General features: G+C 59.3%; 20 protein-coding genes. 17 read left to right on the forward strand and 3 right to left on the reverse strand.

What is annotated here, in order from left to right; translation table 11 throughout:
- Positions 1-4 precede the first annotated feature (4 nt).
- The 9 genes from tsaE (at position 5) to WJM78_RS03090 (ending at position 9,151) form a co-directional block, all read left to right on the forward strand.
- The gene (gene tsaE / locus WJM78_RS03050; protein ID WP_042035128.1) at positions 5-478 is read left to right on the forward strand and encodes a tRNA (adenosine(37)-N6)-threonylcarbamoyltransferase complex ATPase subunit type 1 TsaE; all 474 of its coding nucleotides are present in this window, start codon (positions 5-7) and stop codon (positions 476-478) included.
- A complete protein-coding gene (locus WJM78_RS03055; protein ID WP_275929291.1) occupies positions 469-2,010 on the forward strand; it encodes an N-acetylmuramoyl-L-alanine amidase in 1,542 nt (513 codons plus the stop codon). The genes tsaE and WJM78_RS03055 overlap by 10 nt, the downstream gene beginning before the upstream one ends.
- Positions 2,011-2,148: 138 nt before the next feature.
- On the forward strand, positions 2,149-4,032 hold the full coding sequence (mutL, locus tag WJM78_RS03060; protein ID WP_339013475.1) for a DNA mismatch repair endonuclease MutL: 1,884 nt from the start codon (positions 2,149-2,151) through the stop codon (positions 4,030-4,032).
- Between the two features lie 98 nt (positions 4,033-4,130).
- A complete protein-coding gene (miaA, locus tag WJM78_RS03065; RefSeq protein WP_084204585.1) occupies positions 4,131-5,048 on the forward strand; it encodes a tRNA (adenosine(37)-N6)-dimethylallyltransferase MiaA in 918 nt (305 codons plus the stop codon).
- Between the two features lie 71 nt (positions 5,049-5,119).
- Positions 5,120-5,383, forward strand: a complete 264-nt coding sequence (gene hfq / locus WJM78_RS03070) for an RNA chaperone Hfq (RefSeq protein WP_005311664.1) — start codon at positions 5,120-5,122, stop codon at positions 5,381-5,383.
- Positions 5,384-5,446: 63 nt separating this feature from the next.
- A complete protein-coding gene (gene hflX, locus WJM78_RS03075; RefSeq protein WP_339013476.1) occupies positions 5,447-6,733 on the forward strand; it encodes a ribosome rescue GTPase HflX in 1,287 nt (428 codons plus the stop codon).
- Between the two features lie 92 nt (positions 6,734-6,825).
- Entirely contained in the window at positions 6,826-7,974 is a 1,149-nt protein-coding gene (gene hflK, locus WJM78_RS03080; RefSeq protein ID WP_042035138.1) for an FtsH protease activity modulator HflK, read from the forward strand.
- A 3-nt stretch (positions 7,975-7,977) separates the two neighbouring features.
- Positions 7,978-8,862, forward strand: a complete 885-nt coding sequence (gene hflC, locus WJM78_RS03085) for a protease modulator HflC (protein WP_042035123.1) — start codon at positions 7,978-7,980, stop codon at positions 8,860-8,862.
- Positions 8,863-8,962: 100 nt separating this feature from the next.
- The gene (locus WJM78_RS03090) at positions 8,963-9,151 is read left to right on the forward strand and encodes a DUF2065 domain-containing protein (protein WP_042035122.1); all 189 of its coding nucleotides are present in this window, start codon (positions 8,963-8,965) and stop codon (positions 9,149-9,151) included.
- An 89-nt stretch (positions 9,152-9,240) separates the two neighbouring features.
- On the opposite strand, the gene ispB is transcribed toward WJM78_RS03090, so the two are convergent.
- Entirely contained in the window at positions 9,241-10,212 is a 972-nt protein-coding gene (gene ispB, locus WJM78_RS03095; RefSeq protein WP_042035121.1) for an octaprenyl diphosphate synthase, read from the reverse strand.
- Between the two features lie 242 nt (positions 10,213-10,454).
- On the opposite strand from ispB, the gene rplU reads away from it, so the two are divergent.
- The 5 genes from rplU to WJM78_RS03120 all read left to right on the forward strand — a co-directional run bounded on the left by rplU (position 10,455) and on the right by WJM78_RS03120 (position 16,078).
- Complete coding sequence (rplU, locus tag WJM78_RS03100) at positions 10,455-10,766, forward strand: 50S ribosomal protein L21 (RefSeq protein ID WP_005304210.1); 312 nt, start codon at positions 10,455-10,457, stop codon at positions 10,764-10,766.
- A 17-nt stretch (positions 10,767-10,783) separates the two neighbouring features.
- On the forward strand, positions 10,784-11,041 hold the full coding sequence (rpmA, locus tag WJM78_RS03105; RefSeq protein ID WP_005311678.1) for a 50S ribosomal protein L27: 258 nt from the start codon (positions 10,784-10,786) through the stop codon (positions 11,039-11,041).
- Between the two features lie 192 nt (positions 11,042-11,233).
- Positions 11,234-12,439 carry an Obg family GTPase CgtA gene (cgtA, locus tag WJM78_RS03110; RefSeq protein ID WP_042035118.1) on the forward strand — a complete coding sequence of 402 codons (1,206 nt, stop codon included), beginning with the start codon at positions 11,234-11,236 and terminating at the stop codon, positions 12,437-12,439.
- A gap of 400 nt (positions 12,440-12,839) precedes the next feature.
- Complete coding sequence (locus tag WJM78_RS03115) at positions 12,840-14,210, forward strand: YjiH family protein (RefSeq protein ID WP_339013479.1); 1,371 nt, start codon at positions 12,840-12,842, stop codon at positions 14,208-14,210.
- A 173-nt stretch (positions 14,211-14,383) separates the two neighbouring features.
- Positions 14,384-16,078: an AMP-binding protein gene (locus WJM78_RS03120; RefSeq protein ID WP_339013482.1), complete on the forward strand. Its 1,695-nt coding sequence runs from the start codon at positions 14,384-14,386 to the stop codon at positions 16,076-16,078.
- A gap of 59 nt (positions 16,079-16,137) precedes the next feature.
- On the opposite strand, the gene WJM78_RS03125 is transcribed toward WJM78_RS03120, so the two are convergent.
- Both WJM78_RS03125 and WJM78_RS03130 read right to left on the reverse strand, forming a co-directional pair.
- On the reverse strand, positions 16,138-16,482 hold the full coding sequence (locus WJM78_RS03125; protein WP_042035112.1) for a hypothetical protein: 345 nt from the start codon (positions 16,480-16,482) through the stop codon (positions 16,138-16,140).
- Between the two features lie 133 nt (positions 16,483-16,615).
- Positions 16,616-19,588, reverse strand: coding sequence for an HD domain-containing phosphohydrolase (locus tag WJM78_RS03130; RefSeq protein WP_339015737.1), 2,973 nt, complete (start codon positions 19,586-19,588; stop codon positions 16,616-16,618).
- 294 nt (positions 19,589-19,882) lie between these two features.
- Here WJM78_RS03130 and WJM78_RS03135 point away from each other — a divergent pair, with 294 nt between their 5' ends.
- The 3 genes from WJM78_RS03135 to WJM78_RS03145 all read left to right on the forward strand — a co-directional run bounded on the left by WJM78_RS03135 (position 19,883) and on the right by WJM78_RS03145 (position 21,946).
- Complete coding sequence (locus WJM78_RS03135; RefSeq protein ID WP_339013486.1) at positions 19,883-20,872, forward strand: luciferase-like monooxygenase; 990 nt, start codon at positions 19,883-19,885, stop codon at positions 20,870-20,872.
- Positions 20,873-20,875: 3 nt separating this feature from the next.
- A complete protein-coding gene (locus tag WJM78_RS03140) occupies positions 20,876-21,322 on the forward strand; it encodes a VOC family protein (protein WP_339013489.1) in 447 nt (148 codons plus the stop codon).
- A 123-nt stretch (positions 21,323-21,445) separates the two neighbouring features.
- Positions 21,446-21,946 (forward strand): 2TM domain-containing protein, encoded by a 501-nt coding sequence (locus WJM78_RS03145; RefSeq protein ID WP_339013492.1) that lies wholly within the window; start codon positions 21,446-21,448, stop codon positions 21,944-21,946.
- The last annotated feature ends 68 nt before the right edge of the window (positions 21,947-22,014 follow it).

Consider the following 22,014-nt stretch of genomic DNA (forward strand, 5'->3'; position numbering starts at 1 on the left):
GAACATGGCAAAACAGTTGATGATGACACTGCCGGATGAGGCAGCAACAGTGGCACTGGGTGGCCGTCTGGCACACGCCTGCCAGCAGGCGACCACGGTGTTCTTGCATGGCACCCTCGGGGCCGGAAAAACCACCCTGACCCGTGGCTGGGTGCAGGGGCTGGGCCATCAGGGCAAGGTCAAGAGCCCGACCTACACCCTGGTCGAGCCCTATGAACTGGCCGAGTGGCAGGTTTACCACTTCGATCTCTACCGCCTGGCCGATCCGGAAGAGCTGGAGTTCATGGGCATTCGGGACTACTTTGCCGCCAATACCCTCTGTCTGGTGGAGTGGCCAGAAAAGGGTGAAGGCTGGCTGCCGGTTTCCGATCTGGACATTACCCTGACTTATGTAAACGAGCAGCGTGAGGCTCTGATAGAGGCTCGCACTGCGATTGGCGAAGCCATTCTGGAACGGTTGTCATCTACGTGCGCGTGATCCTTGTTATTGTCCTCTCTCTGATGGCCTTACCCTCCTGGGCGAATCAGCTCAAGAGTGTGCGGGTGTGGCCATCGCCGGATAACACCCGGGTGGTACTCGACATGAGCAGCGCCCCCAATTACAACTACTTCACTCTGACCGGCCCGGATCGGCTGGTGATCGACCTCAAAGGGGCGAACAACGTCACCAATCTGGCCCGCATCGAGAACAAGAGCGAGCTGGTGCGCAAGATCCGCGAGAGTTCACCGCTGGAGAAGGGTGGCCTGCGACTGGTGCTGGACTTGAGCTCCACCATCAAGCCTGTGGTCTTTCCGCTGGCGCCGGCTGGCCCCTATGGTCATCGGCTGGTGATCGACCTGCCTTATGAAGAGAAAGCCTCCGTCGCCGTGCAGGCTACGCCAGTGGCCGGCAAGGGCCGAGGCGTGGTTATCGCCATCGATCCGGGCCATGGCGGGGAAGATCCGGGTTCCATCGGTCCACGCCGCACTTATGAGAAGCGGGTCACCCTGGCGGTTTCCCAGAAGTTGGCTGCACTCATCGACAGGGAACCCGGCATGCGCGCCGTGCTTACCCGTCGTGGCGACTACTTCGTCGATCTGAACAAGCGCTCCGAGATAGCCCGCAAGGCCAAGGCCGACTTGCTGGTGTCGGTGCACGCTGACAGTTTCCACAACGCCACCCCGCGGGGAGCCTCGGTCTGGGTGCTGTCGACCAATCGTGCCAATCGCGAGATGGGCAGCTGGCTGGAGAAGCAGGAGAAACAGGGTGAGCTGTTGGGCGGGGTGGGTAAGGTATTGGCCGAGTCCGATCCAAACCCCTATCTGGCACAGACCTTCCTCGATCTCTCCATGGACAAGTCCCGTGCCGAGGGGTACGACGTCAGCCGCCAGATCCTGCGTTCCATGGGCAAGGTGGCCAGGTTGCACAAGAAGGCGCCGGAGCACGCCAGTCTGGCAGTGCTCAAAGCACCGGACATCCCCTCTGTACTGGTGGAGACAGGCTTTATCTCCAACCATGCGGAGGAGCAGCTGCTGGCTACCCCCGCTTATCAGGATCAGCTGGCTCGCGCCATCTTCGAGGGCATCCGCAACTACTACCGTGCCCACCCGACCAAGGGGGCCATGCTGACCGGCAAGGGGCAGGCCAGCAAGCCAGCTGCGGTCAGCAGACCTGTGGCGGTGAGCAAACCCGCGCAGGTGCAGTCGCAGCCCGTGATGACCAACCGGATGCCGGCCACAGAACCAAACCGCAGCCGCGATGGTGGTGCCCCGGTCAGCAGCGTCAGCAGCTCGTCCGGCGCCGGTGTGATCAAGCCGTATGTGGTGGCAGCCAAGGAGCCGAGCATGCCGGTCAGCAGCGTGCAGAGCAACGACAAGGCCAAGATGATCCGCCACGTGGTCACCCGTGGCCAGAGCCTCTCTCGCCTTGCCGAGAAGTTCGGGGTGAGCCAGGCGCGGCTGGTGGAGATCAACAAACTCAAATCACGGGATATCCAGATAGGGCAGGTGCTCTATATCCCCCAAAAATAGCAACCGGGAGCAGCCATACCGATCCCTGTTTTATCGCCTTTCCTGGCCAACCAGATTGCTGCCGGAGAGAGGGTGGATCGGTCCTGCTCAGTGGTAACAGTGTCTGGATCCCGCAAGACCAAAGGTCAGGAGTAAGCCATGCCGATCCGTATTTTACCGCCGATCCTGGCCAACCAGATTGCCGCAGGAGAGGTGGTGGAGCGGCCCTCTTCGGTCGTCAAGGAGCTGGTGGAAAACAGCCTGGACGCGGGTGCCGACCGGGTCGAGATTGACATCGACAAGGGCGGTGCCAAGCTGATCCGCATCCGTGACAACGGCTGCGGCGTCGCCAAAGACGAGCTGGTGCTGGCGTTGTCGCGTCACGCCACCTCCAAGGTGGCGACCCTGGATGATCTGGAAGGGATCTGCAGCCTGGGGTTTCGCGGCGAGGCGCTCGCCTCCATCAGCTCGGTTTCTCGTCTCACCTTCACCTCCCGCACCCTGGATCAGTCCGAGGCCTGGCAAGCCCAGGCGGAAGGGCGTGAGATGCAGGTCACCGTCAAGCCCGCGGCCCACCCGGTGGGGACCACAGTGGAAGTGGTGGATCTCTTCTTCAATACGCCCGCGCGGCGCAAATTCATGCGCAGCGAAAAGACCGAGTTTGCCCATATCGACGAGCTGGTGCGTCGCATCGCGCTCTCCCGTTTCGATGTCACCCTGATCCTGCGCCACAACGGCAAGGTGATGCGCCAGTACAAGGCTGCCAATACGGTACCTGAGCAGGAGCGCCGCCTGGCCGCTGTCTGTGGCACCCCCTTCATGCACCACGCGCTGGCGGTGGAAAGCGAGCACAGCGACGTGCGCCTGCGGGGCTGGCTGGCGACCCCTGAGGGGGCCAGACCGCAGAACGACCTGCAATACACCTATGTGAACGGCCGCATGATGCGCGACAAGCTCATCAATCACGCCATCCGCCAGGCCTATGACGAGCTGCTGCCTGCCGATCGCTTCGCCGCCTATGTGCTCTATATCGAGCTGGATCCCCATCAGGTGGATGTGAACGTCCATCCGGCCAAGCACGAGGTGCGTTTCCATCAGGCACGCCTCATCCACGACTTCATCTTCCAGGCGCTGTTCACAGCCCTGCACCGGGAGGCGGCCGCCAGAGCCGAACAGGGCGAACTGCTGGCCGAGACCCTGGTCGAGCTGCCGGTCAGCGGGCAGATTGAATACCCGGGCCAGGCGCCTCGTCCCGAGTGGTACGGCGCCGAGCACAATTATCGGACTCCGGCTGCGACGAATGAAGTGCGAGAAGGGGGCGTGGCTCGTGCCAGCAATTATCAGCCGCCCGAGCCGCCCAGCCGGGATGCGATGCGTGGCATGGGGGCGCTGCTCACCACCCTATCTGATGCGGGGTCCGCGTCTGTCGTACCCGCTACCCCGGTGGCGACCTCCAACGCAGCCGTTCAGGCCGCGCCCGGAGTCTGGCGGGCGCTCATCCTGGTGGAGCAGGCTTATCTGCTGCTGGCGCGAGATGGTCAACTGGCACTGCTCTCGCTGGTGCGGGCCGAGCGCCTGCTGCTGCGCAACTGGCTGCTGGAGGCCTGGGGGCAGGGACTGGCGGCGCAACCGCTGCTACTGCCGGTCTCCTTCAAGTTGCCCAAGAACTTGATAGCGCTGGTTGAAGAGCAGGAGCGTTTGCTCACCCGCATGGGACTGGAGTTGAAAAACGGGGGGCGCGACACCATGATCCTGACTCGGGTGCCAGCCTTGCTGCGTCAAACCGATCTGGTGCGGTTATTACCCGAATTATTGCAAATTATCGAGAGCGGATCTGACAGTGATGCTAGCCAGCTGGCTGAAGTATTATGCCAATGGTTGGTAGAGCAGGGGATAACTCGCGAAAAAGTATATGATTTTTCAACTGCCAGTCGTTTGCTGATGGAACTTGTGACCGATTTCAGTGACCAACTGGCAGACACGCGCATGGTGCGCCCTGTGTCGTTGGCAAGCGTGCTGGCCGAGTTTGCCGATGGCAACTGAGGGGCGGGATGGCCGCCTCTTTGACCAATAGATATGTTTTTTGCAGGTGTGCCCGCTCTGGTGGTGACCATGCAAGGGGAGTTTTTCACGTGGCTGACTTGCCGACTGCAATTTTTCTGATGGGGCCGACGGCCTCCGGCAAGACGGATCTCGCCATCAATCTGTGTCAGGCCCTGCCCTGCGACATCATCAGCGTGGACTCTGCGCTCATCTATCGCGGCATGGACATAGGTACCGCCAAGCCGACCGCCCACGAGCTGGCCCTGGCGCCCCATAAGCTGATCGACATGCTCGATCCTGCCTTGAGCTATTCTGCGGCAGATTTTTGCCGCGATGCCCTGCGGGAGATGGACGACATAGTGGCCCGTGGCCGCATTCCGCTGCTGGTGGGGGGGACAATGCTCTATTTCAAGGCGTTGTTGGAGGGGCTCTCGCCGCTACCATCCGCCGACCCTGTCATTCGTGCCGGGATTGAGGAAGAGGCGGCCCGCCTCGGCTGGCAGGCGCTGCACGAGGAGCTGGTGCGCATAGACCCGGTCGCCGGGGCGCGCATTCATCCCAATGACCCGCAGCGTCTGAGCCGGGCACTGGAGGTGTATCGTATCAGTGGCAAGACGCTCACTGAACTTACGCAAGTGCAGGGGGCGGGGCTGCCCTATCGGGTGCATCAGTTTGCCATCGCTCCGAGCGATCGCGCCCTGTTACACCAGCGTATCGAACAGCGCTTTGACAAGATGTTGCAAAGCGGGTTCGAGCAAGAGGTCAGGGCGCTCTATGAGCGCGGCGATCTCACCCCTGACCTGCCCGCTATTCGCTGCGTTGGCTACCGCCAAATGTGGGACTACCTGGCAGGGGAAGTGGAGTATGATGAGATGCGCTATCGCGGAATTGTTGCCACCCGCCAGTTGGCCAAGCGTCAAATGACCTGGTTGCGCGGTTGGCCTGAAATCACCTGGTTGGAATCTGGAGAGTCTGGCAATCTGGCAAGGGTCGTGGCCCGTGCCGGTGTGGCTTGACACTCCTGTATAATCAGGTTGTTATATTGATATCCGGTGTTTAAAAACAACAAACTATAAGGAAAAAGAAGATGGCTAAGGGGCAATCTCTCCAAGACCCGTTTTTGAATGCGCTGCGCCGTGAGCGGATTCCTGTTTCTATCTATTTGGTGAACGGCATCAAACTGCAGGGGCAGATCGAATCGTTTGACCAGTTTGTCATTTTGCTGAAGAACACCGTGAGCCAGATGGTCTACAAACACGCCATTTCCACCGTGGTGCCGGCCCGTGCCGTCAACCATCACCAGCACGTCCCTGGCGCAGCTGGCGAAGAACAGGGTGAAGCCGAGGCGTGATATCCCAGGGCGAGATGACTCGCCAACCCAGATTCATCATGATTCCTGTCAAGGAGCAAGCGCTTGTTTGACCGTTATGAAGCAGGCGAACAGGCCGTTCTGGTACATGTCAACTTCAGCGATGAGGGTGAGCGGGAGGATCTGGAAGAGCTCAAGATGTTGGTGAGATCGGCTGGGGTCAATGCGTTGGGGGTAGTCACCACCAACCGCAGTGCACCCAGCGCCAAATTTTTTGTCGGCAGCGGCAAGGCTGAAGAGATCGCGTCCCAGGTGCAAATGCTGGGCGCAGACGTGGTGATCTTCAACCATGCCCTGACTCCTGCCCAGGAGCGCAACCTGGAACGCCTGTTCCAGTGTCGGGTCGTTGACAGAACCGGCCTGATTCTGGATATCTTTGCCCAGCGCGCCCGTACCCACGAAGGCAAGTTGCAGGTCGAACTGGCCCAGCTACGCCATCTTTCTACTCGCCTGGTGCGAGGCTGGACTCACCTTGAGCGTCAGAAGGGCGGGATCGGTCTGCGCGGCCCGGGCGAAACCCAGCTTGAAACTGACCGTCGTCTGTTGCGTGAGCGCATCAAGGCGATTTTGCGCCGGCTCGACAAAGTGGCCAAGCAGCGGGAACAGGGCCGCCGTGCCCGCAACAGAAACGAAGTACCGACTGTATCGCTGGTGGGTTACACCAACGCCGGAAAGTCCACTTTGTTCAACCAACTTACAGCTGCCAGCGTGTATGCTGCCGACCAATTGTTCGCAACTCTGGATCCCACCCTGCGTAAATTGGTGATCCTGGATGTGGGTGATGTGATTTTGGCTGATACAGTTGGATTTATTCGACACTTGCCCCATGATCTGGTTGCGGCCTTCAAGGCGACCCTGCAGGAGACCCGTGAAGCGGATCTGCTGTTGCATGTGGTGGATTGTGCCGATGAGCAGATGCAGGAGAATATCGACTCCGTGCAGCAGGTGTTGGCCGAGATTGAAGCCGATGACAGACCCCAGCTGATGATCTGCAACAAGATCGACAAGCTGGTGGATCATCGGGTAGGTCTGGAACGGGATGATGAGGGACGTCCTGTGCGTCTCTGGTTGTCGGCCCAGACCGGGGAAGGCTGTGAATCCCTGTTTACGGCTCTGACCGAGTTGCTGGCCGGTTCCATGGTGCATCATACCCTGCAGTTGCCTCCTTCGGCCGCCAGATTGCGAAGTGTGCTCTATCGCCTTAAAGGCATTGAGCAGGAAGGTTTCAGCGAGGAGGGGGATTTTGTGTTGCAAGTTCGGCTGCAATTAGCCGATTGGAACCGCCTCGTGAAACAGGAAGGTGAGAATTTACAACGCTTTATCAGGCATTGAGTCGCGGATGAAGATGAATGCTTACCCGCTTCATCAACGATTGATGACCAGATAGAGATGATATCCATCCGCTTGTATTAATGGAGATGCTGATGGCTTGGAATGAGCCTGGAAACAACGGCAAAGACCGTGACCCTTGGGGGAACAACGGCAAGAATCAGGGACCCCCTGATCTGGACGAGATGCTGCGCAAGGTGAGCCGCCGTTTTGGCGGTTTGCTGGGGGGTGGCAAGTCAGGTGGTGAAATCGGACGTTTCGGTCTCTCTATCGTCTTGGTGATCGCTGTGGTGGTGTGGGTCCTCAGCGGCTTTTATACCATTCGTGAAGCTGAGCGAGGGGTGATTCTGCGGTTTGGTGCTTACTCTCACAACGTAGAGCCGGGCTTGCGCTGGAAGCCGACTTTTATCGATCGGGTCATACCGGTGGATGTGGAGTCTGTGCGTTCTCTGCCTGCTTCCGGCTTTATGCTGACTCAGGATGAAAACGTGGTGCGGGTCGAGATGGACGTGCAGTTTCGTGTTGTCAATCCGGAACAGTTCCTGTTCAGCGTCACCAATGCCGAGGAGAGTCTGAGCCAGGCTACCGATAGCGCTCTGCGCTATGTGGTGGGTCATACCCGGATGGATGATGTACTGACCACTGGTCGGGAAAGAGTCCGTCAGGAGACCTGGCAGGTGATCGATGACATCATAGAGCCATACCAAATGGGTCTGCAAATCGTCGACGTCAACTTCTTGCCGGCTCGTCCGCCGGAAGAGGTGAAAGATGCTTTTGATGACGCCATTTCCGCTCAGGAAGATGAACAGCGCTTCATTCGTGAAGCAGAAGCCTATGCTCGTGAAGTCGAGCCGAAGGCGCGTGGTTCAGTCAAGCGTCTGGAGCAGGAAGCGAAAGCTTACAAGTCCCAGGTCGTGTTGAGGGCTCAGGGTGAGGTTGCTCGTTTCAGCGCGCTGCTGCCCACGTATCAGGCGGCTCCTGAGCTGACCCGTAAGCGTATCTATCTGGAAACCATGGAAGAGCTCTATCAGCAAGCTAACAAGGTGGTGGTCGACATGCCGGCTGGCAACAACAGCATGATCTATCTGCCGCTCGACAAGCTCTCTGGCAAAGCAAATGCCGTACAACCGGCTCTTCCGGCTGGTACTCCGGAGGTTGAATCGATTCCTCCGTCCAACGAAGGGGCCAACTCTACACCGATCCCGCTGCGTAGTGGCGATCGTTTCAGCTCAGGGAGAAACTAATAGATGAAAAAAATAGCTATTGGTGTCATCGCTGTGGCCGCTATGATCGGCTTCTCCTCCATCTTTGTGATTGATGAAGGGCAGAAAGGGATAGTTGTGCAGTTTGGCAAGGTGAAGCGGGTTGAATCCGGTGAAGCGCGGCTTTTTGAGCCAGGACTGCACTTCAAGGTGCCCTTCATCGATCAGGTTCGCAAGATGGATGCTCGTATTCAGACCATCGACAGCCAGGCTGATCGCTTCGTCACCTCGGAGAAGAAAGACCTCATCATCGACTCCTATGTGAAGTGGAGGATTGAGGACTTTTCCCGGTTCTACCTGGCAACAGGTGGTGGCAATAAGATGCAGGCTGAAGACCTGCTCAAGCGCAAGATAAACAACGGTCTGCGCTCCGAGATAGGTAACCGCACCATCAGGGACATTGTTTCTGGTGAGCGCAGTACCGTGATGGAAGATGCACTGATGAGGATGGCGCGCTCCTCCGAGCTCGGCATCAAGGTGGTTGATGTGCGGATCAAGCAGATCAACCTGCCGGTCGAAGTCTCCAACTCCATCTTTCAGCGGATGCGTGCCGAGCGGACTGCGGTAGCCCGTGAGCATCGTTCACAGGGTCGTGAGCAGGCCGAAATCCTGCGTGCCAACATCAACCGCAAGGTGACCGTCATGATCGCTGACGCGGAGCGCAATGCGCGTCAGTTGCGTGGTGAAGGGGATGCGGAAGCCGCCAAGATCTATGCCGACAGCTACCAGAAAGACCCCGAGTTTTTCAGCTTCGTGCGTAGCATGGAGGCCTATCGCAAGAGCTTTGCCGGTGGCAACGAGCTGATGGTGCTCAAGCCAGATAGCGAGTTCTTCCGCTACTTCAGGTCGCCTAACGGCACCGAGCAGTAAGAGACAAGCAATAAGACCAAAGGGCCTGATGATTCAGGCCCTTTTGCTTTATGGCGCCAGCCCCCCGCCGATAGGGCGGCTTTTTGTGCAAGGAGCTGGGATGCTGACATCCATGTTGATGGGACTGGGGCTGCTATTGCTGTTTGAAGGGCTTGGCCCCCTGCTGATGCCGAGGGCCTGGCAGCAGATGCTGCGGCTGCTCAGTGATCAGTCACCTGAACACCTGCGCCGTATCGGTGGCTCGCTGGTGGTAGCGGGCGCCGTTATTATCTGGATGTTGAGCCATTGAGCCATCAGGCTGGATCAGCCTCTAACTAAAGCGCAGACCATAAAAAAGAGGCCCACGGGCCTCTTGTTCATCCAGCAGGAGTCGTTGACTCAGGCGCTACGCTGTACCGCCATTTGGGCCAGGGTTTCCAGCGCCTGCTTGTGCTGGGAGTCCGGCAGGACGGCGAGCGCTGCGATGGCCTTGTCGGCCTCTTGCCGGGCACGCATGCGGGAGTACTCCAGCGCACCTGTACGGTCGAGAATGGCCAGGATCTGGTCGAGATGTTCCATGCCGTTGCGGTGCGCTATGGCATCGCGCACCAGCTGACGCTCTTCGGGCGAGCCAACTTCCATGGCCCGCAGCAGTGGCAGGGTGGGCTTGCCTTCAGCCAGATCGTCACCAACGTTCTTGCCCATCTCATCGCTCTGGGAGCAGTAGTCCATCACGTCATCGATGATTTGGAAGGCGGTACCCAGATACTTGCCATAGTTGGTCATGGCCTGCTCGATGGGCTCGGGCTGATGGGTCAGCACGGCAGCGAGGCGGGTGGCGGCCTCGAACAGCTTGGCGGTCTTGCAGTAGATGACCGTCATGTAACTCTGTTCCGTGGTGTCCGGATCGTTGCAGTTCATCAACTGCAACACTTCGCCCTCGGCTATGGTGTTGGTGGCATCCGACAGTATCTCCATCACCTTCAGGTTGGAGAGTTCGCTCATCATCTGAAAGGAGCGACTATAGAGGTAGTCACCGACCAGGACGCTGGCGGCATTGCCAAACAGGGCGTTGGCGGTTTCCCGGCCGCGGCGCAGGTCGGATTCGTCGACCACGTCGTCGTGCAGCAGGGTAGAGGTGTGGATAAATTCTATGATGGCGGCGAGTTTGAGATGATCCTGACCTTCGTATCCCAGTGCGCGGGCGGCCATCACTGTCAGCATGGGGCGCATCCGTTTCCCGCCTGCACTGACAATATAGAAACCCAGCTGGTTGATCAGGCTGACATCGGATTGAAGTCTCGCCAGGATCAGTTCATTCACCGCCGTCATGTCGGCGGCACAGAGCGCACGGATAGTCTGTTGGTCCATAAGTCTCGTAACGTGACGGCAGCAATAACTGCGGTTTTAGTAATGGCGGGGATTCTACACGATTTCACAATGGGTTACAGTTAAGCGTTTATCCACGGCGGCAGATATGCGCACAAAATAAACTTTTTGCTAAATTGGCCTTGCCTGAGCAAATCGATTTGCGTAGAATGCCGGCCCATTGTTATAGGTTTTTGCGCGTGTCTGGCCTTGAGCAAAAGACACGCCTTTACGGAGTTAATCAAATGTACGCGGTATTCCAAAGCGGCGGAAAACAACACCGTGTGGCCGAAGGTCAAATCGTTCGTCTGGAAAAGCTGAACGTTGAGACTGGCGCTACTATCGACTTCAACGAAGTTCTGATGGTTGCTGCAGGCGACACTTTTAAAGTAGGTGCTCCTTTCGTTGAAGGTGGCAAGGTTGTAGCTGAAGTTGTGGCTCACGGCCGTGGCGAGAAAGTGACTATCGTCAAGTTCCGTCGTCGTAAGCACCATCGTAAGCAAGCGGGCCACCGTCAGTGGTTCACTGAAGTCAAAATCACTGGCATCAGCGCTTAATTAGAGGAGTCCGATAGATGGCACACAAAAAAGCTGGCGGTTCATCCCGCAACGGTCGCGATTCTGAAGCTAAACGCCTTGGCGTTAAGCGTTTCGGCGGCGAAACAGTTCTGGCAGGCAGCATCATCGTTCGTCAACGTGGTACCAAGTTCCACGCTGGCACCAACGTTGGTCTGGGCACCGATCACACCCTGTACGCGAAAGCGACTGGCAAGATCCTGTTCGAAGTTAAAGGTCCGCTGAATCGTAAGTACGTTAGCATAGTTGCTGAGTAATTACGGACCGCAAGGATCCGAAGCCCCGCCAACAGGCGGGGCTTTTGTTTTTCTGACGCAGTTTACGAAAAAACGGAACGCAGATGTGCCTGGTGTTGCGCGAGGCATTCATCGCTAAGATGCGTATCGCCCGCAGGGGCCTGTACCACTATAATTGCGTATCGGTTTTTCGAATTAAGGTGACGGTTACCTATGAAGTTTGTTGATGAAGTCCAGATTCGAGTCGATGCCGGTGACGGTGGTAACGGTTGTGTCAGTTTTCGTCGGGAGTTGTACGTTCCCAACGGCGGCCCGGATGGCGGAGACGGTGGCGATGGCGGCGATGTCTATCTGATTGCCGACGAAAACCTGAACACCCTGATCGATTACCGTTTCGAGCGCTTCCATGCGGCCGAGCGCGGTGAGAATGGTCGCAGTGCCAACTGTACTGGTCATCGTGGCAAAGACAAGGTGCTGCGCGTTCCTGTCGGAACCCGCGCCAGTGATGAAGATACCGGTGAGCGACTGGGCGACTTGACCAGCCATGGTCAGAAGTTGATGGTTGCCAAGGGGGGGTTCCACGGTCTGGGCAACACCCGCTTCAAGAGCTCCGTCAACCGGGCGCCACGCCAGAAGAGCAGCGGTACGCCGGGTGAAGTTCGTACCCTGAAGCTGGAACTGTTGCTGCTGGCCGACGTCGGCATGCTGGGTCTGCCCAACGCAGGCAAGTCTACCTTTATCCGCGCAGTGTCTGCCGCCCGACCCAAAGTGGCTGACTACCCCTTCACCACACTCGTGCCGAACCTGGGCGTAGTGCGTGGCGAGAACTCCCGCTCCTTCGTGATCGCCGACATTCCGGGTCTGATCGAGGGTGCCGCCGAAGGCGCAGGTCTGGGGATCCGCTTCCTCAAGCACCTGGAGCGTTGCCGCGTACTGCTCCACTTGGTGGATATCTGCCCGGTAGATGGCTCGGATCCGGCCGTGAATGCCGTGACGATTGTCAAGGAGCTGGAAAAATACAGCCCCGAGCTGGCGGGCAAGCCGCGCTGGCTGGTGTTCAACAAGATGGATCTGATCCTGGAAGAGGAAGCGGTCGAGGTGATGGAGCGCGTCAAGGCTGCGCTGGCCTACGAAGGCCCTGTCTACCAGATCACGGCCATCAGCAAGGAAGGCACCAAGAAGGTGTGCTATGACATCCTGGATCTGCTGGATACCATGCCGCGTACGCTGGTAGAAGATGCCAAGGATGCCATCGAGAAGGTGGAGTTCAAGTGGGACGATTACCACAAGAACCAGCTGGCCCAGGCCGAAGCGGAGGCTGCAGCGGCTTCCCTGGCCTTCGATGCGACCCTCGATGATGATGATGACTGGGATGATGACGACGAGGATGGCGTTGAAGTCATCTATGTTCGTGACTGATCTCTCGGTCCTGCCTGGCGTCTTCGCCCATTGGTGAGAAAAACCGGAGTCTGGTAACAGACTTCGGTTTTTTTATGGGGTCCATCCAGACTGGCTTGATCACCATGTAGATATATTTCTCATGTCACTTATTGCCTGCCAACTGCAACGGATTATACTGCGCACCTGAATGCAACCTAATTGAAACAATATGCTAACTATTTTTAGTGAATTGATATGCATGTCTGTTTGAGGTCATTCTTATGGAAGGTTTGCCTGTAAAAATATTTATGCTTGAAATGATCCGTTAAAGGCTTGTTTGTGCATTTTATTGGAGTATTCTTGCGCCCGTTTTGCTGGGTGAAAGCATGAATATGCAGGTTCGCCTGGCTAAGGAAAAGTAACATTAAGGCTGTAAACCATGCTGGAAAAGACTCTGCAAGCACCTGCGCTCAATACCCGCCGCAACGTGCTGATGTTCCTGATCCCGTCACTCATCGGGATCCTGCTGTTCATGACCCCCGTCATTTATGACGGTAATGTCACCATACCCGTCGCCGTGCTGGCGAAACTGGTGCAGACGGTATTTGCCGATTATCTGGTGGCCATGGTCAGTGCCATCATCACCACCACCATGTTGATGACGCTGATTGCCTGGTTGTTCAAGCCGGCCATCCTGGTGCAACGCCCTTTCCTCAACAGCCTGTTCAATGTGCCTCCCTTCTGGGCCTGCGTGCGGGTGCTGGGCGGTGTGTTCGTGCTGCTGACCTTCTTCGAGTTCGGGCCCGAGGTGCTGCGCTCCGATGCCACCGGTGGTCTGGTGCTGCACGATCTGTTGCCTGTGCTGTTCTCGGTGTTCATTTTCGCCGGCCTGCTGTTGCCCCTGCTGCTGGATTTCGGTCTGTTGGAGTTCGTCGGCACCATGATGACCCGCATCATGCGCCCCGTGTTTCGTCTGCCGGGCCGTTCCGCCGTGGATTGCTTCGCGTCCTGGCTGGGGGATGGCAGCGTCGGCATTCTGCTGACCAGCAAGCAGTACGAAGGCAAGTTCTACACCCAGCGTGAGGCTGCCGTCATAGGGACCACCTTCTCGGCAGTGTCCATCACCTTCTGTCTGGTGGTGATCTCCCAGGTGAGGCTGGAGCACATGTTCGTGCCCTTCTACCTGACCGTCTGCCTGGCTGGAGTGGTGGCTGCCATCGTGGTGCCGCGCCTGCCACCGCTCTCCTGGAAGAAGGATGTCTATGCCGATGGCAGCCCCCTGTGCCGCCAGCAGGAGTCCGTGCCTCATCAGCACAGCGTGCTGAGCTACGGCTATGAGCGGGCGCTGACCAAGGCCGAGAGCATGACGGACATGGGCGCGGTGGCGCGAGAAGGTGTGAAGAATGCACTCGACATGGTGTTTGGTGTGTTGCCGGTGGTGATGGCCATAGGGACTTGTGCCCTGATGCTGGCCGAGCACACCTCTATCTTCAACTGGCTGGGGGCGCCCTTTGTGCCCTTGCTGGAACTGCTGCAGCTACCGGAAGCCGAGGCGGCCTCCAAGACCATCATGGTGGGCTTCGCCGACATGTTCATCCCGGCCGTGCTGGCATCGACCATAGAGAGCGACATCACACGGTTCGTGATCGCCGCCATGTCGGTCACCCAGCTCATCTATATGTCGGAAGTGGGTGCCCTGCTGCTGGGCAGCAAGATCCCGGTCAAGCTGTGGGAGCTGTTTGTCATTTTCCTGCTGCGCACCCTGGTCACTTTGCCGGTCATCGCCGGTGTAGCACATCTGTTGTTCTAGGGCCCTTGCTCTGGATTCAAAACGGTCAACCTGGGTTGGCCGTTTTTTGTGGTCGGCATTAGACCAAAGTGAGTCTTTTTAATGGTGGGTAATTACATTAATGTAACAAGCTGAAAACAGCGTGCCAGCCGAGCAGTAGGCAATTCAAATCGAACGTGGCCAGGAGTCACCCCATGACCTCACTGCTCAGCTACCGGACCGGTCCCTGCGATCAGCCCCTGCTTCATCAGACCATAGGCGAATACCTGCAAGAGATAGCGGAACGCTTTCCCGAAAGGCCTGCTGTTGTGGTGCGTCACCAGCAGATCCGCTGGAGCTACCGCGAATACCTCACCCAGATAGACAGGTTGGCGCTGGGCTTGCTGGGGCTCGGCATCCAGCCGGGCGACAGGGTCGGCATCTGGTCACCAAACAACATAGAGTGGTGTCTGGTGCAGTTCGCCACCGCCCGCATCGGCGCCATCATGGTCTGTATCAATCCTGCCTACCGCAGCTACGAGCTGGAGTTTGCCATCAACAACGTGGGGTGCCGTGCCCTCATCTGTGCCAGTGCCTTCAAGGGCAGCGATTACCTCGCCATGCTCAATGAGCTGGCCCCGGAACTGGCCAGCTCGCCGCCCGGGCAGCTGGTCAGTGCCCGCCTGCCGAGCCTGGCGATGGTGATCCGGCTCGGGGAGGAGGCCACCGCCGGCATGCTCAACTTCGGTACCGTGCTGGCGCTGGGGGACGAGCAGGATCCGGACCGGCTTACCCGGGTGGCGGCGAGCCTCAAGCCGGACGATGCCATCAACATCCAGTTCACCTCGGGCACCACGGGCAACCCCAAGGGTGCGATCCTGAGCCACAGCAACATCCTCAACAACGGCCGCCAGGTGGCGCGTGGCATGGCGTTCAGCGAGCAGGACAAGCTCTGCATACCGGTGCCGCTCTATCACTGTTTCGGCATGGTACTCGGCAACCTGGTCTGCATCAGCGTGGGGGCCTGCGCCCTGTTTCCCTCGGAAGCGTTCGACCCTGTGGCAACTCTGCAGATGGTGAGCGAGGAGCGTTGCACCGCCATGCACGGCGTGCCGACCATGTTTATCGCCGAGCTGGAGCTGCCCGGCTTTGCCGAGTTTGATCTCTCCTCCCTGCGCACTGGCATCATGGCCGGGGCCATCTGCCCTGAGCCCTTGATGCGCAAGGTGCAGACCCTGATGCACATGACCGAGGTGACGATTGCCTACGGCCAGACAGAGTGCAGTCCCATCAACCACATGACCGCCATCGATGCGCCACTGCACAAGCGTGTTACCACGGTCGGCCGCGCCCTCGATCACACCGAGATCAAGCTGGTTGATCCGAGTGGCACATTGGTGCCCATCGGCGAGCGGGGGGAGATCTGTTGTCGTAGCAACGGGGTGATGAAGGGTTACTGGCAGGATCCTGCCAAGACGGCGGAGACCATCGACGAGGAGGGCTGGCTGCACTCGGGGGATATCGGCATCATGGATGAAGAGGGTTATGTGCAGATCGTCGGGCGCAGCAAGGAGCTGATCATCCGTGGTGGCGAGAACATCTATCCGCGAGAGATCGAGGAGCGACTCTACGCTCATCCAGCGGTGCAGGATGCGGCCGTGTTCGGTGTCGACAGCGAGCGTTACGGTGAGGAGGTGTGCGCCTGGGTCAAGCTCCGGCCGGATAAAGTGGTCAGTGAGGAGGAGATCAAGCATTTTCTCTCGGCCCGCATCGCCTACTTCAAGGTTCCCAGATACATCCGCTTTGTGGAGGAGTACCCCATGACGGTGACCGGCAAGCTGCAGAAGTTCAAGATGCGGGAGGCCATGAGCCGCGAACTGGTCCGCCAGCATGCCGAGGCGACGCGCTGAGACGGTTTTGCCGCTCTGGAAAAAGGGCCCGCGGGCCCTTTTTCGTTGCTTGCTGCTTGCTAGCGCGGCGTGATGCTCAAGTCCTTGGGGCACTGAATGGTCAGCGAATGGACCGTATTGGCAACGCGATATGGCTTGCCTGCCTTGTAGAGCTTCTTTTTCTCGTCATAGCTGCCCGTCGTGTACTGGGTGGAGTAGAGCGTCTGCTGACGGCGATCCGTCTCCTGGTAGCCCTGGGGGCAGGTCTGGTTGGCCTGCTGGAAACAGGCTGCCATGCTGCTGCACTCGATATAGAAGCCGTGCTGGCTGGCATCGGCCAGGTGCACCGGGGTGACGGTGGGTGGCGACAACAGGGCGCAGCCGGACAGCGCCAGTGCGCCCAGCACGATGAGATGTTTTGACATAGATAACCTGAACAGTGTGGTGTGACAAAGAGTGAGGGGGATTCTTTTGCTCCCCCTTCGCTATCGGGGCACCGTTATAACCAAGCCGGCGCTCTCAGACCAGTGCACAAATGTAAGAAAATATGACCCCGCCCTAGGTCAGCGCAGCCAGCAGGGCGTCGCTATCCACCTCGTCCAGCTGCTCTGGCGCCAGGAAACGCTCGGCATAGTCGCGCCAGATACCGCTGCCGACGAACAGGGCAAACAGGGCCGGATCTATGTGCTGCTCGCGCACCATGCTCTGCATGATGGCAAGAGACTGGGCCACTGTTTTACCCGACTTGTAGGGGCGATCGCTGGCGGTCAGCGCCTCGAAAATGTCGGCGATGGCCATGATGCGGGCCGGAATGCTCATCTGCTGCCCCAGCAGCTGGCGCGGGTAGCCCTTGCCGTCCATGCGCTCATGGTGACCGCCGGCGATCTCGGGCACGCTGCGCAGATGGCGCGGGAAGGGGAGCCGCTCCAGCATGCGGATGGTCTGGATGATGTGTTCGTTGATCTTGTAGCGCTCCTCCTCGGTGAGGGTGCCACGGCCTATGGCCAGGTTGTAACGCTCCCCCCGGTTGTAGAGATGGGTGGGCACCTTGACCTTGAAGCCCCAGGAATTGTGCTCATCCAGGCTGTCGTGGGGGGGGCGGGGAATGAGGTGGGCCGCCTTGTCGGCCAGCAGCGGTTCGGCGCAGGGCAGCTGCGTGGCGTGCTCGCTCTGGCGCAGCTTGAGTTCCTCCCGGCTGATGCCGAGTCTGTCATCCAGGGTGCGCTGCCAGGTGCGGCTGGCGATGGCATCCAGTCTGGCCAGTCTCTCCGGTGCCATCCACTCCCCCCCGAGGTTGCACTCGGCGACGAAGCCAAACTCCTCGTCCAGGGTGCTCCAGAGCGGGGCCACCTCCTCGCGGGCGGCGTGTCGCCCGGATTCCGACAGGCGGGTCGCCAGCGCCTCGATATAGGCGTCGCGCTTGAGCACCTCGAAGCGGGTGCGGATCTCGTGGATCCGGTCGTATAAGGTCTCCAGCTTGGTAGCCTTGTCGACCACGAATTCCGGCGTGGTGACCTTGCCACAGTCGTGCAGCCAGCTCGCGATATGGATGGCCTCCCACTCCTCCTCATTGAGCCGGAAATCGGCGAACGGGCCCTGCTGCTGGGCACAGGCCGCCTCGGTCAGCATCCGGGTCAGCTCGGGTACGCGCTGGCAGTGACCCCCTGTGTAGGGGCTCTTGGCATCGATCGCGCCGGCCATCAGCTCGATAAAGGAGTCCAGCAGCTGTTTCTGCTCTTCCAGCAGTCGCTGGTTCTCAATGGCGGAGGCCGAGGTGCCCGCCAGTGCCTCGATCAGACTGATGCGCGAGGCCAACTCGCGGGCAGAGCAGTCAGGCAGGATCAGCAGCAGGCAGCCGATCAGCTCCTGTCTCTGGTTGCGCAGGGGCTCGGCCACCAGCTGGCAGGGGCCGGGGAAGGGGCCCCAGCTCGCCAGATGCTGCTGCCAGCCATGCTCGTCGATGGGCAGGGTGAGCCGCTCGGTCTGGGCCAGTTTGCCGAACAGCGCCTCCTGCCAGGGGACTTGCCCGGCGGGCAGGGCTTGCTGTCGCCAGCTCGCCTGGACGGCCACCATGCTCTTCTCCTGCTCCAGGTAGAGGCAACCCCCCTGGGCCTGCACCGCGGCTATGGTCTCGTGCAGTATGCGGCTGAGCAGGGAGTCGAAGTGGTGCTCGGCCGCCAGTGCCCGCCCCATGTTCATGAAGTTGCCCAGGGTCAGCCGCATGCCGGACATGGTACGGGCCAGATCGTCGATCTCGCGGATCGCCGACTCAGGCGCCCGACTCTCGCCAAAGTCGAAGTGCTGGATCCGCTCCGCCTCCTGGGTCAGTGCCAGCAGCGGTGCGGCGGTGCGGCGGGAGACCAGCCAGATCACCGGCAGCAGCAATAGCAAGCCAGCCACCGTCCAGCCGAGATTGACCAGTGCCTCGTCACGGGCCTGCTGGTAGAGCAGATCGGCCGACACCAGCAGGGCGATATGGAAGGGGGAACCCTCGCCAAGGGGGGCGATGTTGACCAGCCAGTCGCTGTCATCGGCGGCGGTCAGGGTCAACTCCACCGGACTGCTCAGCAGAGCGGGCTGGCGGGTGATCTGCTGTTGCAGCCGGGTCAGCACAGGTTGGGACAGCGCCGACAGCATGGGCAGTTGGCTCAGCTGCTCGAAGCTGGGGAGAAGCTTGGGATCGGCGGCCAGCAGGGTGGCGTATTCGTCGAACAGGATCACCTTGCTCTGCGCTGGCAAGCGCAGCTTGCCGATCATGGCCGACAGTCCCTCGACGCTGGCATCCAGCCCGATCACCGCCCGTTTGTCATTGCTCTCCGCCGCCAGTGTCATGCCCGGCTCTTTGGTGGTGAAGAAGAGATAGGGATTGGTCGTGGCGATCCCCGCGTGCCCGCGTGCCTGTTTGTACCAGTCGCGGCTGCGGGGATCAAACTGGTACAGGGGCATGGCCCGGCGCTCGAGCAGGTTCAGCTGCTGATCGAAGTAGAGAAACTCCCCCTTGCCCTGATGCAGGCTCTGCACCAGCAGGGTGCTGGCGGCGGGCACCTTGTCCAGTTGGGCTCTGGCCCGTTCGGTCAGTTTGCGTACCAGGAAAAAGTCGCCATCCTCATAGCCGGCGTAGACGGCGCCATAGCTGGGGCTGTTGGCCAGCACTTCCGCCAGTTGCGGCAGGTAGTCCAGGCGAGCATCCAGGCTGGTCATGGCCGCCAGCTGGCCGCTACGCAGCAGGCTGAGGGACATGCGGGCCGGTCGCTCGTTCAGCTGGAGTGCAAGGGCCAGCTGCTCCCGGTATTGCAGAAAGTTCTGTCGCTCATGCTCCAACCCCTGTCGCGCCCCTTGCTGAAACTGCAGTGCGATGAGGGCGCTGCCCAGCAGGGTAAACAGCAGGATGAAAAGGGTGGCGATATGCACATAGAAGGGTTTACGACCTGGTCTGGCACTTGTCATGGACGCATCCTTGTCACATTGGCGATTGCAGAGATGATCAACCAGCAGTGTGCCAACAGGGTGACAAAAAACACAATAACTGATTGAGTGGTATCAGTATCTGGCCTCAGATGTGACGGCCCCCTGCGGGGCTGCCCTAGGTGGTCACCAGGATATGGCACAGCTTGGGCATGACAACCCCATGTAAGAAGGTGATGGGCGGAGCTTGCAACCAGACGACGAGCGACAGCATGCCAGCGTCTGTGACCGGAGAGGGTAACTGTGTCACTTGACGTTCTGCCAGGGCTGGCCTGGCGCCATCCCGGTGCGTGATTCATTCAGGTATCCCGTGCTACATTGCCCCACTTGTTACTGGTCTGTGAATCAATGGAGTGACCCATGTCTGCCATCCCCTATTCCGTACTCGATCTGGTGCCCGTCCCCGAAGGATCCCTGCCCGCCGAGTCATTCCGCCGTTCGCGCGAGTTGGCGCAACATGCCGAGCGCTGGGGCTACCAGCGTTATTGGCTGGCCGAGCACCACAACATGCCGGGCATTGCCAGTGCCGCCACCTCTGTGCTGATCGGCCACCTGGCAGGTGCCACCCACACCATGCGGATCGGCGCTGGCGGCATCATGCTGCCGAACCATACGCCGCTGGTCATTGCCGAGCAGTTTGGCACCTTGGCTTCGCTCTATCCTGACCGCATCGATCTGGGCCTTGGCCGGGCGCCCGGTACCGATCAGCGCACCATGCGGGCGCTGCGGCGCCTGCGTAGCGGTGAGGTGGATGATTTCCCGGCGGATGTGCGCGAGCTGATGAGCTACTTTGGCGACGAGATCGGCGCGGTGCAGGCGGTGCCGGGTCAGGGGCTTCACCTGCCCATCTGGCTGCTGGGCTCCAGCCTTTACAGTGCCCAGCTGGCTGCTGCGATGGGCTTGCCATTCGGCTTTGCCTCCCATTTTGCCCCCGCCTTGCTGTTGCAGGCGCTGGAGATCTACCGCAGCCAGTACCGCCCCTCGGTGCGCTGGCCCAAGCCCTATGCCGTGGTCTGCATCAATATGATTGCTGCCGACAGCGAGCGGGAGGCCCGCTTCCAGTTCACTACCGTGCAGCAGCAGTTCTTGCGTCTCCATCGCGGTGATGCGGGCAAGCTGCCCGCGCCGGTCGTCGAACTTGGTGACGAGTGGTCGCCCCGTGAGCTGATGGCGATGGAGCAGACGCTGGCTCGTTCTCTGGTGGGGGATCCGGATCAGGTGCGTCATGGCCTCAAGGCGCTACTGGCAGAGACCCGGGCCGATGAGCTGATGTTCAACGGCCCCATCGTCGAGCATCAGGCACGGCTGCGCTCCTTCGAGATCGCCGCCGAGTTGATGCAGAGCCTGTAAGCCATGACGGGTGCGAATGTCGAGGTGGATGAGGTGTATTGGAACCCCATGGTGCCGGAGCTGTCGGTCACCGATCTGGCTCGCTCTCTGGCGTTCTATCGCGGCTTGTTGGGCTTCTCAGTCCGCTATCGGCGCGATGACCCTCCTTTTGCTTATCTGGAGCAGCAACAGGTACAGCTGATGCTTGAACAGGTTCATCCAGAGGCTTGGCAGGTCGGGGAGCTGGAGGCACCGTTCGGCCGGGGGATAAATCTGCAGATGGAGCTGACCGACATCCAGCCGCTACTCGACCGGTTGCAGCGCGCCGGCATTACGCTTTTTCGGCAGCCCACTGAAGCCTGGTATCCGGTGGGAGATATGCTGGCTGGGCAGCGCGAATTTTTGCTGCAGGATCCCGATGGTTATTTGTTACGGTTTGTTCAATATCTGGGGGAACGACCGGCTGACTGACCAGGATCACAATTTAACCTATTGATTTTAAAGGATTGTCAGGTAGGTGTCGGCCATCTGTCGTGTCACCTTTCGCGGCGCAAGCCCTATGCTGGCCCTGTCAATTACCACAAGGAGTTCGAGATGATCGTCAGGAAGTTGAGATTGCAACGGGGTTGGTCCCAGGATCAGTTGGCGACGTTGACTGGTTTGAGTGTCCGCACTATTCAGCGGATCGAGCAGGGGCAGCAACCCGGATTGGAATCCCTCAAAGCCCTGGCCTCCGTCTTTGAACTCGATGTGGCTCAACTGGATGGGTCAGAGCAACAGGAGCGCGAGATGAGAGGGAATGAAATGACAGATAGAAGCGTGTTACAGGTATCGATGGAAGAGCAGGCAGCCATGCGTTATGTGGAGAGGCTCAAGGGCTTCTATTACCATGCTGTTAGTTATTTTTTGGTGATGTGCGGGCTATTTGTGATCAACTACCTGAGCAATCCGGAGTACATCTGGGCCTGGTGGTCAGCGCTGGGGTGGGGGTTAGGATTGGCATCCCATGGTATCAGTGTGTACCAACCCTTCAAGCTATTTGGCCCTGAGTGGGAGCGTTGCCAGATCGAGAGGCGACTGGGGCGCAAGCTGTAACGTACTCCTCCCATAAAACAGAGAACAGGGCACAAAAAACAGAAAGCCCGGCAGGTTGCCGGGCTTTG

Origin of the sequence: Aeromonas popoffii (assembly GCF_037818705.1) — a bacterium.
In the GTDB taxonomy this organism is placed as follows: domain Bacteria; phylum Pseudomonadota; class Gammaproteobacteria; order Enterobacterales; family Aeromonadaceae; genus Aeromonas; species Aeromonas popoffii.